Source organism: [Clostridium] innocuum, from assembly GCA_012317185.1.
Classification (GTDB): domain Bacteria; phylum Bacillota_I; class Bacilli_A; order Erysipelotrichales; family Erysipelotrichaceae; genus Clostridium_AQ; species Clostridium_AQ innocuum.
Genome location: CP048838.1, coordinates 2895470 through 2909469, shown reverse-complemented (window position 1 = coordinate 2909469; position 14000 = coordinate 2895470). Strand labels below are relative to the sequence as shown.

General features: G+C 46.2%; 13 protein-coding genes. 11 read left to right on the top strand and 2 right to left on the bottom strand.

Features of this window, described 5'->3' with window-relative positions; translation table 11 throughout:
• The first annotated feature begins 386 nt into the window (after positions 1-386).
• The 6 genes from G4D54_14145 to G4D54_14120 all read left to right on the top strand — a co-directional run bounded on the left by G4D54_14145 (position 387) and on the right by G4D54_14120 (position 4827).
• Positions 387-1535 (top strand): pyridine nucleotide-disulfide oxidoreductase, encoded by a 1149-nt coding sequence (locus tag G4D54_14145; protein QJA03504.1) that lies wholly within the window; start codon positions 387-389, stop codon positions 1533-1535.
• Positions 1536-1713: 178 nt separating this feature from the next.
• Positions 1714-2274, top strand: a complete 561-nt coding sequence (locus G4D54_14140; protein ID QJA03503.1) for a translation initiation factor IF-3 — start codon at positions 1714-1716, stop codon at positions 2272-2274.
• 25 nt (positions 2275-2299) lie between these two features.
• Entirely contained in the window at positions 2300-2494 is a 195-nt protein-coding gene (gene rpmI, locus G4D54_14135) for a 50S ribosomal protein L35 (GenBank protein QJA03502.1), read from the top strand.
• Between the two features lie 17 nt (positions 2495-2511).
• Entirely contained in the window at positions 2512-2874 is a 363-nt protein-coding gene (gene rplT, locus G4D54_14130; protein ID QJA03501.1) for a 50S ribosomal protein L20, read from the top strand.
• Between the two features lie 13 nt (positions 2875-2887).
• Positions 2888-3325, top strand: a complete 438-nt coding sequence (locus G4D54_14125; protein ID QJA03500.1) for a MarR family transcriptional regulator — start codon at positions 2888-2890, stop codon at positions 3323-3325.
• Between the two features lie 194 nt (positions 3326-3519).
• Positions 3520-4827: a patatin-like phospholipase family protein gene (locus G4D54_14120; protein ID QJA03499.1), complete on the top strand. Its 1308-nt coding sequence runs from the start codon at positions 3520-3522 to the stop codon at positions 4825-4827.
• Positions 4828-5195: 368 nt separating this feature from the next.
• Here G4D54_14120 and G4D54_14115 read toward each other — a convergent pair whose 3' ends face one another.
• The gene (locus G4D54_14115; GenBank protein QJA03498.1) at positions 5196-6518 is read right to left on the bottom strand and encodes a class II D-tagatose-bisphosphate aldolase, non-catalytic subunit; all 1323 of its coding nucleotides are present in this window, start codon (positions 6516-6518) and stop codon (positions 5196-5198) included.
• A gap of 304 nt (positions 6519-6822) precedes the next feature.
• Between G4D54_14115 and G4D54_14110 the strand changes: the two genes are divergently transcribed.
• Complete coding sequence (locus tag G4D54_14110; GenBank protein ID QJA03497.1) at positions 6823-8142, top strand: GGDEF domain-containing protein; 1320 nt, start codon at positions 6823-6825, stop codon at positions 8140-8142.
• 7 nt (positions 8143-8149) lie between these two features.
• Here G4D54_14110 and G4D54_14105 read toward each other — a convergent pair whose 3' ends face one another.
• The gene (locus tag G4D54_14105; protein ID QJA03496.1) at positions 8150-9031 is read right to left on the bottom strand and encodes an RluA family pseudouridine synthase; all 882 of its coding nucleotides are present in this window, start codon (positions 9029-9031) and stop codon (positions 8150-8152) included.
• Between the two features lie 152 nt (positions 9032-9183).
• Between G4D54_14105 and G4D54_14100 the strand changes: the two genes are divergently transcribed.
• The 4 genes from G4D54_14100 to G4D54_14085 all read left to right on the top strand — a co-directional run bounded on the left by G4D54_14100 (position 9184) and on the right by G4D54_14085 (position 13990).
• Positions 9184-9564, top strand: coding sequence for a desulfoferrodoxin (locus tag G4D54_14100; GenBank protein ID QJA03495.1), 381 nt, complete (start codon positions 9184-9186; stop codon positions 9562-9564).
• A 275-nt stretch (positions 9565-9839) separates the two neighbouring features.
• On the top strand, positions 9840-10607 hold the full coding sequence (locus G4D54_14095) for a DeoR/GlpR transcriptional regulator (GenBank protein ID QJA03494.1): 768 nt from the start codon (positions 9840-9842) through the stop codon (positions 10605-10607).
• A 130-nt stretch (positions 10608-10737) separates the two neighbouring features.
• Positions 10738-13083 (top strand): formate C-acetyltransferase/glycerol dehydratase family glycyl radical enzyme, encoded by a 2346-nt coding sequence (locus G4D54_14090; GenBank protein ID QJA03493.1) that lies wholly within the window; start codon positions 10738-10740, stop codon positions 13081-13083.
• Positions 13046-13990 (top strand): glycyl-radical enzyme activating protein, encoded by a 945-nt coding sequence (locus G4D54_14085; protein QJA03492.1) that lies wholly within the window; start codon positions 13046-13048, stop codon positions 13988-13990. The genes G4D54_14090 and G4D54_14085 overlap by 38 nt, the downstream gene beginning before the upstream one ends.
• Positions 13991-14000: the final 10 nt, after the last annotated feature.

Sequence of the window (14000 nt, the reverse complement as noted above, 5' to 3'; positions counted from 1 at the left end):
AAAGGTTATACTGCTGTTTATGTAAATAGCTGATACACCTGTTCATGAAAATAATTTATTGGATGTGCAGATCATGTTATGCTTCAGGTGAAAGTCCCATGCAGGTGATCTGTGTTTGCCTGCCCTTATATAGTAAAGCTTTTTCAAGCGAGACTCTTTATAATACTGCAGGTTTCCGGATAGGCAGCAGTTGTGTAAGTGGTTCCTACAGATACAGATGAATCTAACGATACGATTATTTCCTTTAGGTGATAGAACAGAAAGGTAAACATAGAAAAAACAATTATGTGAAACTGACGGTATCCGATAAGGGAAGGTGGAAAGAAACTGAAATTTGTTATATAATGTTTACAATCTACAATGACAATAAAAGGAAGATGGTGTCTATGGTATTTCGAAGAAAAAAACATAAAAACACAGCAGAGGAATCGATTGATTTTCATGCACTAGTGCTGGAACAGCTGGAGCATATGTGTGAGGAAGGACAGATTCTTGATGATGCCTTTGTGCTGGAAGCACAGGATATCTATATATATGCAGACGTGATATCGGTTGAGCATAATGTGGCACAGATCGTTTTTCAGCTCCACCATGAATGGCTGGATGATGCCATTCTGGAATCTGTAGCAGCAAGCGGTTCAAATGCGCAGGAGGCGGTTACATTGGCATGTGAGGATTTTTACCGGCATACCCTGCAGCTGTATCTGCGGGCTCTGCAGGGAAAGGCGGAGGAAACTGTTTTCGGCTTTACCCAGCTTCGTCATTACTTTCAGGTGTACAGGAATGAGATACACGGCATCGGAAAGCGGGAAGGTCTGATAGAGCAGGACTTCTGGGAAATGCTGAAGCAGAAGCTGCAGCTGCGTCTTGGCAATAAAAAGGCATACTGGATCAAGGTGTTTGCATCCAAAACCCGTAGCAAAGTATTGTGCGAGGTACGAATCAACGGCAGGGAAGACAGTGAGCTGAGTGAACTGCTTCTGCCCTATGCACAAAACTGGGACTGTATCGGAAGCTATCATACGGAAAAGCAGAACTTTCTGCTTATTCAGGAGGAACGCAGCTATGAACCCTCGGATTTCACAGGGGACAACATCCGTCAGTATACGCGTAAGGCTATCAAATGGTATGAGAAATGCGGAAGCAAGGAGGAGCACAGAAAGCTGCGTGAACAGCTGATTCGTTTATGCAAGGATGATTCTCTGGCATATGAAATCTTTTCCTTCGTTCCGGAAATCTATTGTAAATATGCATATCCGAAGGTGGAATACGGATCACGTCTGTTTCTGATTCAGAAGGATCAGAAAACGCGGGAGCTGTATCAGAGTCAGCTGCAATCCTTCTCCTATATTGAAGAAACGGTTATGGAGCATTTGAAAAAGGATCATGTAAATCGCAGCATTGTCGAAAACGTGATCAGCTTCAGTGCAAATGCCCGGGCTATCCAAAAAGCGATGGACAACGGGGATGCTCTGGATGAGCTCATGATACCGGGAATCGGCTATTATGCCAGAAATGATTATATCATGCGTTAATATCCTTGACGCAGGTCTTTAACTGTGATATGATAACCAAGCAGAAAAGTTAGTGGAAAGTTAGAAGCACCCCTTCTCACCTGATGTCCGAAGGCATAGGTAAAAGCTACAACATATCGAAAAGACGAAATTGTTGATGAGATATTTGAGCGGGTGCATATGAGTACCCGCTTTTCTTATGGCAACATTGGAGGTGTCTATTATAAACAAGAAAGTTATTCCTAACAACGTAAACGACGATCTGGTAAATGAAAAAATCCGCTTCAAGGAAGTCATGGTGATTGATGCCAATGGAGACAAGCTTGGAATCAAGATGCGTCGTGAGGCTCTGGAAATTGCATACAGACAGGAATTGGATCTGCTGTGTGTGGCTCCGAAAGGGCAACCGCCGGTATGTAAGGTGCTGGATTACGGCCGTTATCGTTTTGAACAGCAGAAAAAAGCGAAGGAAGCCAAAAAGAAACAGCATGTTACAGAAATCAAGCCGATTCGTCTGTCCCCGGTTATCGACAAGCATGACTTTGATACAAAAATGCGTCATGCACGCAAATGGATTGAGGACGGCATGAAGGTCAAGGTGGACATGCGCTTCAGAGGAAGACTGATTACGAGACTGGAAGTTGGAAAAAAGATTATGAATAGCTTCACAGAGGAAATCTCAGATATCGCGATTATCGAAAAGAGACCAATTCTGGAAGGTAACACGATGTCATGCGTTTTGGCACCGAAGAAAAAATAGATATAAATTATAGGAGGTACTACTTATGCCAAAGATGAAATCACATAGAGGATTAGCGAAACGAGTTAAACAGACTGGATCTGGAAAGCTGAAAAGAAGTCATGCATATACTTCTCACCGTTTCCATGGTAAAACACAGAAACAGAAACGTCATTTAAGAAAATCCGGTACGGTACACAGTACAGACTACAAGCGTATCAAAGAGATGTTAGTGAAATAATATAGGAGGAATATGAGATGGCAAGAGTAAAAGGTGGATATACAACACGTCAGAGAAGAAAAAAAGTATTAAAGTTAGCGAAAGGGTACTATGGTGCAAAGCACATTCTGTATAAGACTGCTCATGAGCAGGTTATGCACTCTTTCAAATATGCATATAATGACCGTAAGGATCTGAAGCGCAACATGCGTAAGCTGTGGATCGCACGTATCAATGCAGCTGCCAGAATGAATGAGATTTCTTATTCCAAGCTGATGCACGGCCTGAAGCTGGCTAACGTTACGATCAATCGTAAAATGCTGAGTGAGATCGCTATTCACGATCCTAAGGGCTTTACAAAAATCGTAGAAACTGCTAAGTCAGCATTAGAAAAAGCTTAATTGAGGAAGCTTTATGGATGACACACGTCATACTTTGAATGAACTTCTGGTAGATCTGTTCAACTACATTCTCTTGATTGAGGAGAAAAATCTCCGCGATCAGGGAGTAAAGCTGTCCATGACCGAGGTACATATTCTGGAAGCAATCGAAAAGAGTGAATCCAATATGATGTCCGCGATTGCCAAGCGTTTGATGGTAACACAGGGGACACTGACCGTTTCAACTTCCAAGCTTGTGAAAAAAGGATATGTAGAGCGTGTTAAGGATGAGCGGGACAAGAGAATCGTGCGTCTGAAGCTTACCGAAAAGGCAGTGAGTATCCTGGACATTCATAATCGTTTCCATGAGGAAATGATTGAGCGTCTGTTGAATGAGCTTGAGCTTGATAAAGAGGTGGAGCTGATTCAGTCACTGCGTAATCTAATGGAATTTTTTAAAGGAAAATACTAAAGCCTGTTCTTGTTAGCAGGCTTTTTCTGTATGCAGGCAGGGGAATGGTGCTATAATAGGGACAAAAGGTACAGGAAAGAACGGATGCTGTAGGCGCGGAAAAGCAGCGGCATTATGTGGTATCAAAGCGAAAGCATGAAAAGCTATGAAGGTTAAAGGTGAAGATAACGGTATGCGATGAGAGGAGGATGCAGATGAAACGTGCACTTGTGCTAGGTGGAGGAGGCAGTAAGGGTGCCTATGAGCTGGGGGTCTGGAGGGCTCTGGATGAGCTGGGAATTTCCTTTGATATTGTAACGGGAACCAGTATCGGTGCGATGATTGGTGCCATGTATGTGCAGAAGCAGTATGAGCGATGCTTAGAGCTGTGGGAGCAGCTGTCTGTTGATGACATAATTGCCAATGGTGTGAATCTGGATATGGATATCGAGCTGTTGATGTCACAAAAGGGAAAGTATAAGACACTGTTGAAAAGCTATGTGAAAAACAGGGGAGCGGATATCACCCCCTTTGTGAACAAGCTGCAGCATTACTTTGATGCGGAGCGCTTTTTCTCTTCGGATATCGAGTATGCCTGCATGTGTGTGAATGTCACGAAAAAGCAGCCACAGCCGGTCTATCGCCGAGATATGAGCAGGGATACGGCGCTGAATTACATCATTGCCTCTGCCTCCTGCTTTCCTGCATTTCCCATGAAGGAAATCGAGGGGGAGCATTTCGTCGACGGCGGCTATTATGATAACGTTCCCATTGAGCTGGCACGCAGCATGGGAGCTCAGCAAATCGTGGCGGTTGATTTGAAGTCTGTGGGAAAAAGGAAAATACACCGGCCGCAGAAGGATGTGATTTACATTGAGCCGCAGGTATCCCTTGGCAGCTTTCTGCTGTTTGATCAGGTGCGGATTCACCACAATATGGAGCGTGGATATCAGGACACCCTAAAGAAATTCGATTGCTGTCTGGGAAGTATTTATACCTTTTCTCTACAGGACAAGGCGCACATCATCGCGTTTGAGGAGCGAATCCACATGCAGCTGGAACAGATAGATGATCTGGTGGACCGTCGCTATATGAGTAGGCTCGTAAAAAAGGCATTCCACCATCAAATGATTGCCAGCTTTTCTCATTTTCAGGAGTATGACTGGCCGTTCTTACGTATGCTGGAAATGACTGCCCTGGCATTTCAAATAGATGATATCGGCATCTGGAGCTTTCCGAAATTCGCAGAGCAGGTGCTTGCCTGTGCACAGAAGCATGTGAGTATCGCAGAACGAGCTGACCGTGACTCCTTGCATCTGCTGGATGCCGCAGCGTCTTTAAAGGAGCAGAGCACAAAGGAAATCATCTGCTCCATCTATTATTATATGCGGACTGCGGGAGCTGCAAGCCGCAAGGAGCTGGAGGCGGTCGCACTTCTTATGAATGATTCCTTTGTCATGGCATATCTTCTGTTCGCACTGGAACAGCTGGTTGATAAGGGGAAGGGATACAGGCTTTCTTGATGTGGACAGTTTGCGTTTTTCGTAAAGCCTATGGTGCAAATCAAAGTCCGATTGTATATTTCAAGCTACTGCGGATATACGCTGCTAACTCAGCTATGCAATGCGATCTACTTCTTATTCACAAAAGCTGCCTCTCATTTGTGAAAAAACGCCTGCAGGCTTTCCTTACGCAATCGCATATATAAGGAAACCGTTATACTTACGTCCTTACGGAAACTGCCTGCCCTTTCATGAAAGCTGTGCAAACAGGAAGAAGGTCAGGGAGAAAACAAAAAGAGACAGGTGTGGATATGAATGATATCCAGCGCCTGTCTTTTTGACCTGCAATTGCTTCTTTTATCCTTAATATTGTAAGTCCACTTCCGTTTTTAGAATAATGTTTCCTGGTGCGTTGCGTACAGGTATTCGTCAATCGTATTTACGATACGGTCTTTGATCAGCGCTTCCGGATCATTCTCCAAATGTCCCTCGCGAACCTTTGTGTACTGAATCGGCATAAACTGGGACAATACGCTCAAAGGAATACCGCTCTTACGCAGATTGGCAATCAGCTTATCCTTGGCTGCGGTCACCTTAGGATTTGGCATATAATAGCGGCTGCGGTCAGAGAAGCTGTATTTACGCTTGAACCACAGGGCATTGTCATCTCCGTGATAGTGCTTTTTCCAGTTCTTCGGATCCTCCATCATCGCTTCTTCCAGAACATCGATAAAGTTGCTGAGCGCTTCTTCTTTTCCATGATATACGGCCGTTTCGATGTTTGCGAGTGCGAACAGTGCTTCCCGCATGGCATAGGTCAGTCCCGGGCCAACCTTCAGGATACCGACGCCATCCTCGATCAGCTCGCGCAGCTTGAATTTTGTCTGATAATCTGTGGAGTGTCCTTCAAAAATAAGGTTTGGATACTCCTTGATGGACGCCATCAGATCACTGGCCTTGCTGCGGTCATACTCGGTACATCCGTCATCCTTTTCCTCGACACCTGGTTGTACAACAACACCCATAACATCCTTCCAGGTTTCCTTAAGCCCTTCAGCCGCAAAGGCCTTTTCAAAGGTTTTGACAGTAGCCTTGAAATCTTCAACACGGGTAACCTGCATACCGGCACCCTCTTCCTGTGCACCTCCTGGAATCGGTACCTCACTTCCCACGATGTATACCGGACGTACGGCATTTGGATTCTGCTTCAGCAACTCCTGATAGGTTTCCTCGCAGATGCGTGCCAGATGCGCACCGCGCTTTGCGATAACCGCGTCACTCAGACGAATGTTTGGATCATCATCCGCAACCTTCATGCTTGTATCTATATGAATTTTTGTAAATCCGGCAGCTACATAGCAGCGTACCAGCTCTTCTGCCTTTTCCATCGCTTCCTTTTCCGGTAAAGCGGCAAAGGTCAGAGGACCCAGATGATCTCCTCCCAGGAATATACGGCTTTCGTCCACCCCGATCGCCTTTGCTTTCTTTAATACGAATTCGCGGAAGTCTTTTGGTGTCATTCCGGTGTAACCGCCGTTCTGGTCAACCTGATTGGCTGTTGCCTCGATCAGTACGCAGGAATCATCGCGTTTTACACATTCCAGTGCAGCCTCGATAACGTAGTCATTCGCACTGCAGCAGGAATAAATTCCAACCGGTTTTCCTTCCTTCTGTTTAACAACAATCTGTTTTAATGGATTAGCTTGTGGCATTTCAAAACCCTCCTTATATATTAAAATTATAGCACGAAACGAGGGAAAGTAAACGGAAGTGAAACGGAATGCTAGTTTGTATAAAAGTTTTGTACAAAAATACAAACAGAGATATTTTAAACGCGCAAAAACGACAGAAAAGAATACAGAAATCAGCTATGATAAATCAGGAAAAATGAAAATAGAAAAGTAAGTGGAAATTTAGAAATACTTTATCTGAAAAGGTGTTCTTTTGTGATTCCGGTGTGATATACTATAGTGAGATGAGCGAAAAAATCGTATACAAGAAAGGTCGGTGGGGATGATGCTTGACGAACAGGAACAATTTCTCCTCCATCAGATTCGCATTCTGTTGAAGCAGCTGGATGAACGGCAGACAAAACAGAAAGATGAAGAAAAACCGGAGAATAAGGATGACAGATACCGTACACTGTTACAGCTGTCCTGCAAAAATATATGGGAGTTTGATCCATTGACACAGATGGTAAGTATAACCTGTCAGGACGGACGCGTAATCATCAATTCCTTTCGCATGCTTATGCAGGGAGTTAATGCGCAGGACCATAAGCGTATCAAGGAAGCTGTGCATCGCATCATGCTGGGAGAAAGCGAAAAGGAGTATTTTTCCTATCAGCGCGAATGCAGGAGCGGTGAAATCCGGTTTTATGAGGTTGGAGCTCATGCATACTGGGTCAACGGCAATCTGCATATCATCGGTGTTACGAGGTCTGTACGGGCGATGGAGGAGCGAATCGAGCGTGTTCTGCATGAACAGGAGAAATTCGATTTACTGCTGAGCATGGCCAATATGTATATATGGGAATACGATGTCGGAAAAAGAGAGTTTTCCGCGAATCAGTCTCTGTGCGACAAGCTGGGACTTCCCATGCGCTCGTATACGGTGGAGCTGCTGAATGAGCTGCTGCAGATACACCAGATGCCGGTCCTGCTGGAACGTATCGAGCGAAAGGCGTTATCGGAGCATGCGGTCATTCATCTGAAGAATATTCAAACCAGTTTCGATTTGATTTTTGAGACGAATTTCAAGGGATTACCGGATAAAAACGGCAATATCAAGGTCGTACTCGGCACTATGAATGATATAACGGAAAAGGAGCTTTTGAAAACAAGCGCCAGCAGGGATCCGCTCATCGGCTGTTTTAACCGGCGAAGCGGCGATATGACGCTGGTCTCCACGTTTCAGAAATTTCAGAATGGGGAGGATTTTTATACCATCATATTTTTCGATGTGGATGATTTTAAGAAGGTCAATGACCGCTATGGACATGATATGGGAGACTATGTTCTGCGCCATGTCTGTGAACAGATCGAGAAGGAAATTCGAAGCAGTGACATGCTGTTTCGCTGGGGCGGTGATGAATTTTTGCTCATCTGCAGTGGAATCAGCAAGGAAAATATCTATGCCTATATCGAGCGTCTGCGCCGTCTGATTGAAAGCTCGGATTTTGTTTTCGACGGCAACCGTGTGCAGGTGACCCTGTCTATCGGTGCAGCGTATTATTATAAGAGTGACCATGATTATCAGGATGCATTAAAAAGAGCCGACCGCAGTGTCTATAAGGCAAAGCTGGCCGGGCGCAATAAGGTATGTGTTTTAAAGTAAGTCAGGCCTAATCCAGCAGCTGGCGAAGATCCTGTGGAAGCGGGCATTCCACGCGCAGCATATCGTTGGAAAGGGGGTGAGGGATGCTTACACGACAGGCGTGCAGTGCGAGGCGGGGACATCTGCTGTCACGGATTCCATATAGCGGATCACTGAGCAGGGGGTGCTGTATTGCGGCCAGATGGACACGGATCTGATGCGTTCGCCCGGTATACAGCCGGCAGCGAATCCATGTGAAATCCATGAAGTTCTGCTTTACAAACACATCGGTTCTGGCACTCTTGCCATGCTCGGATATGCGCATCTTTCGCGCATCGTGTCGATCTCTGGCGATTCCCCGGGTGATGGTGCAGTGCTTCTGTGCAATGTATCCCCTAGCAAATGCCTCATACTCACGATAGATCTGCTTATTTTTCAGCATGGCATCAAGCAGTGGCTGCAGAAAGGGAACTTTGCAGAATATCAGGGCTCCGCTTGTTTCGTAATCCAGGCGGTGAAGCGGGCGAACACAGGTATTGTGTCCCTCCAGAAGATAATGTGCCTTGACCAGATTACAGACGGTGTGTGCATGTTCGATACCGTCACTGTGTACCAGAAGATTCGCAGGCTTATTCACAATGCAAAAGAGTTCATCCTCAAACAGTATCTCCAAATCCTCGTACCAGGGCTCTATCGTATCTTCCTCCATCGCAAGAAAGATGCGTACGGTATCCTGCTCCTGCAGCATATGATTGCCGTGGATGATGCGGTTATTTATGGAAACACGATTTGTTTGATAATATTCATAGCGTTTCTTTTTCGCGGTATGGAAATATGCGAAAACAGCATCGGTATCCGCAAAGGAAATGCCGCGTAACTGCAGTATATTGTTTTTCAATTCGATTTTCATAAAATCACCTCATAATTTTTCGGTCAAATGAATAGAATTTCCTATATGGGTCATGCTATACTGGCATCGAGCCAGGAGGAACTGGTTGTAAAGGATGATCCATAGCAGCAAACGCTACTATGAAGATAACATAAAACAAGGAGGAAATAAACATGAAATTATTAAAATGCTCAGTATGCGGCAACATCGTTGAAATGATCGAGGACAAAGGAGTTCCGGTAATGTGCTGCGGAAAGCCAATGGATGAATTAAAGGCAAATACGACAGACGGCGCACTGGAAAAACATGTTCCGGTTGCTGAAATCGCAGATGGAAATCTGCATGTAAAGGTTGGTTCCATGGAGCATCCGATGCTTGCAGAGCACTATATCACAATGATTCTGGTTGAGGCCGGAGACAACATTATGCGTAAAAACCTGAAGCCCGGTGAAAAACCGGAGGGTGTCTTCCCGCTTGGTGATTACAAGGGGAAAGTGCATGTATATGAATACTGCAACCTGCACGGTTTATGGAAGACTGACATCGAGGCATAACCTATGGAGAATAAGGAGCACCGGATCGTGCTTCTTTTTTTATCACTTTGTATAAATAAGGAAAGCATTACATAAGCACCTGGAGGATTTCCGTGGAGAATGAATCCACAGTTGACTCTTGTGCGTGAGAATTCAGGCAGCAGCCAGTTCAGGGTGCAGCCTACCGGTATATGCCAGAAAGCGCTGCATGCTTTCTTTGTGCGTACAATTTCTTATGAAAAACGAAGAATTCATGAAAACTATGGTATACTATTGAAAAACAGGAGGTCGATCACATGTTTGTAGAGGAGCGGCAGAGTGCCATTATGGAGGAGCTGCATGCCAATGGAAAGGTAAAGGTCAAGGAGCTGAGTGAGCGGTTTTGCGTTAGTGAGGACTTGATTCGTAAAGACCTCAGCGCATTGGAAGCAAAGGGACTGCTGAAAAAGGCATACGGAGGTGCTGTGCTGATTCGTGAGAATATTCATCGCAAGATTGCGGCGCAGCGCAAGGACGTGAATCAGGAAGAAAAGCGTGGTATCGCAAAAGCCGCGGTGGATCTGATTCAGGAAGGAGATGTGGTCTTTCTGGACATATCCACCGTCAATATACGGGTGGCCAGGGAGCTGGTGGAACGGGAGAAGCAGGCAACGATCGTTACCAATATGCTGGAGGTTGTATCCATACTGGCAGACAGCAGTCTTCCTGTGATTTTCATCGGTGGAGAATTCGATTATGGCAGGGACGGCTTTGTGGGGAGTCTGGCAATGGAACAAATAATGAAATTCCGATTCGACATATCCTTTCTGGGTGTTGTCGGTATTGATGTACACGATAACAGCGTATATACCTATATGGCCAATGACGGGGCGACAAAGCGTGCGATCCTGTCCAGCAGTAAGCAGGCGTTTATGGTATGTGAATCGGATAAATTCATGCAGATCGGCAATTACCGCTATGCTGGGGCGGATGAATTTACCGGAATCATAACGGATCATAAGCTGGACAGGGAAAATGAAAAGCTGATGAAAAACATGCAGCTATGTATACAGCTGGCAGAATAGGTCGGGAAATGGAATCCCGGCTTTTTTATTTCTTTCTATTGATTGATAAAAAGTAATAAGAAATAATAATAAAAGTGTTGACAACCGGTAAAAGCATATTATAATGAAGATGTAAACGGAGGTATCTGCCATGGAACTGAAAAAAACTGCTCGAATCGATCTTCTAAAGGAACGTATGCTGTCCCAGCCGCGTTATGTGAGTATGGAACAGGCGATGATCATTACCAGAGCCTATCAGAGGCATGAAGAGGAGCCGGTCATTTTAAAACGTGCATATGCACTCCATGATGCTCTGTGCGAGCTGGAAATCGGAATCGAGCCGCAGGAGCTGATTGTAGGAAACCGGACAAAGGGGGTACGCTATGGGGTGGTATTTCCTGAAAGCGGTATTTCCTGGGTGGATCAGGAGCTGGAGACGCTGCCGACGCGTCCACAGGATAAGTTTCTTGTACGTCCTGAGGATGTGCAGACATTTCGCGAGGTCATCAAGCCGTACTGGAAGGGGAAATCATTGGAGGATGTGCTGAAAAAGCGTTATGGAAAAGAAATCAGTGCCCTGTCAACGGTTGTAAAAATTAATCAGAAGGATCATGCACAGGGACATATCTGCCCCAATGTCCGTGAGTGGCTGGAAAAGGGGCCGGCCGGCTTGAAAGAGGAGGCACAGCAGCACCTGCTGGACTGTAAGGAGGAGCAAAGACCCTTCTATGAAAGCATTCTTCTTGTGATGGATGGTGTATGCCGCTTTCTGATGCGGTATCATGATGAATTGCAAAAGGAAGCAAAGCAGCATCCGGACTGGAAGCAGGATATGATAGAGACGGCAGAAATCTGTAAGGCGCTGTCCAAACGGCCGGCTGAAACGTTTCATGAGGCGGTACAGTCCATGTGGATTCTGTTTGTCGTCCTGCATATGGAAAGCAATGCCTCCAGCTTCTCTCCCGGACGTCTGGATGAAATACTGTATCCGTATTATCGCAAGGACAGGGAGCTTGGACGTCTGGATGCGCAAAGAGCGCTGGATATCATTGAATGCCTGTGGCTGAAATTCAATCAGATTGTCTATCTGCGCAATAAAAACAGCGCAAAGTACTTTGCCGGCTTTCCAATCGGCTTCAATATCGCTGTCGGCGGACAGGATGTCCATGGTGAGGATGTATGCAATGAGCTGAGCTTTCTGTTTTTGCTGGCACAGGAGCACATCGGCCTGCCGCAGCCCAATCTGTCTGTGCGCCTGCACAGGGGAACAGGGGATGCTCTTTTAAAGAAGGCTGTTCGCGTCGTGGCAAAGGGAAGCGGTATGCCGCAGTTTTTCAATGATGAAGCAATTATAGCTGAGCTGGAGAAGCTGGGGATTTCCCATCAGGATGCAATGGATTATGCCATTGTCGGCTGTGTTGAGCTGACGACGCAGGGGAATAATCTGGGCTGGAGCGATGCTGCAATGTTTAATCTGAACAAGGTGCTGGAGCTGACGCTGCATCATGGCAGATGTCTGCTTACCAATCAGCAGCTGGGGCCGGATCTGGGCGGTCTGGATACGTATGAAAGCTATGAGGAGCTGGAAAGTGCATTTGATGCCATGATCGATCATTTTCTGCAGCGCATGATTCCGGCCTGTGAAGAGGTGGAAAAGGCGCATATTGACATCCTTCCCTCACCGTTTTTATCCAGCGTTATCGATGACTGCATGGAACAGGGAATGGATGTGACACGTGGAGGCGCTCATTATAATCTGAGCGGTATACAGATGATCCAGGTTGCCAATCTGGCCGATTCTCTGGCGGCGATCAAGGCTCTGGTCTATGATAGGAAAAGCGTAACAGGAGAAGCTCTGCAGTATGCACTGGAGCATAATTTTGCACAGGATGAAATGCTGCGGCAGCGTCTTTTGAACAAGGTGGACAAGTATGGCAACGATGTGGAATGGGTGGATATGCTGGGGGCGAAGTGGGCATCGGCATTCCGTGATAAGCTGCGCTCCTTTACCAATTACCGCAAGGGACCGTATCATACCGGTATGTATACCGTAAGCGCCCATGTGCCGATGGGAGAGCATGTCGGTGCAAGTGCGGATGGCAGACTGGCCGGTACACCGCTTGCGGATGGCGGTATGTCTGCAGTATATGGAAGAGATTTGCATGGGCCTACTGCCGTTTTGAAATCGGTATCCCGTCTGTCCTGTGACTGCACGACCAACGGCGGTCTTCTGAATATGAAATTTCTGCCGGAATTTTTTCAGAATGAGCAGGGCATTGATAAATTTGCCGGATTCTTACGAACCTTCGTCGATTTGAGAATACCGCATATCCAGTTTAATGTTGTGCGTAAAGAGGATCTGCTGGCTGCTCAGAAGCATCCCGAGCAGTATGCATCCTTAACCGTGCGCGTTGCCGGCTATACGGCATATTTTGTGGAGCTGGCACAGGAGCTGCAAAATGAAATCATTGCCAGAACGAGCTATGAAGGCATCTAGCGGCTATGTGTTTGACATCAAGCGCTTCGCTACGCATGATGGAGAGGGGATCCGGACAACGATTTTTCTCAAGGGCTGCCCGCTGCGCTGCGCATGGTGCCAGAATCCGGAGGGACTGCATCCGGTTTTGCAGCTTCTCTATATGGAAACGAAATGTATGCATTGTGGAAGCTGTGCGGCAGCAGCCATCCATGGCGGTGTTTCTATGCAGGATGGGCGAATAAAGCTTGTGCGGGATGCAGTTGAGGACTGGGAAGGTCTGATTGATATCTGCCCGACAGGTGCGCTGCGCTATGATGCGTCCTGCTATGATGTTTCGGATATCCTGCGGGAAGTAAAAAAAGACCGTGCGTTTTTCCGCTATGGCGGAGGGGTTACCCTATCCGGAGGTGAGCCGCTGCTGCAGGCGGACTTCGCACTGGAAATTCTAAAGGCATGTAAGGCAGAGGGGATACATACAACGATAGAAACATCCCTGTATGCACCGCAGGATACGCTGCGGCAGCTGCTGCCCTATCTGGATCATATTTATGCGGATTTGAAAATATTTGACAGTGCGGTGCATAAAGCCTATACTGGAGTGGAGAATGCACAGATTCTGGATAATATCCGCTATCTGCTGTGCAGTGAGGAGCTTCGTGATCGTGTGATCATCCGCACACCGCTGATTCCGGAAATGACGGCACGCAGTGAAAATATTACGGCCATAGCACAGTTTCTGCAGCAATGCTATAAAGGTGTGCGTTATGAACTGCTGAATTATAATCCGCTGGCAAAGGCGAAGTATGATTATCTGGATATGGAATATTGTTTTGACGAGAATCCGAAGCTATATACAAAGGAAGCAATGGAGTCATTCTATCGGATTGCAAGAGATCAGGGTATCCGCAATCTGATTATAGAATAAAAAAATCAGG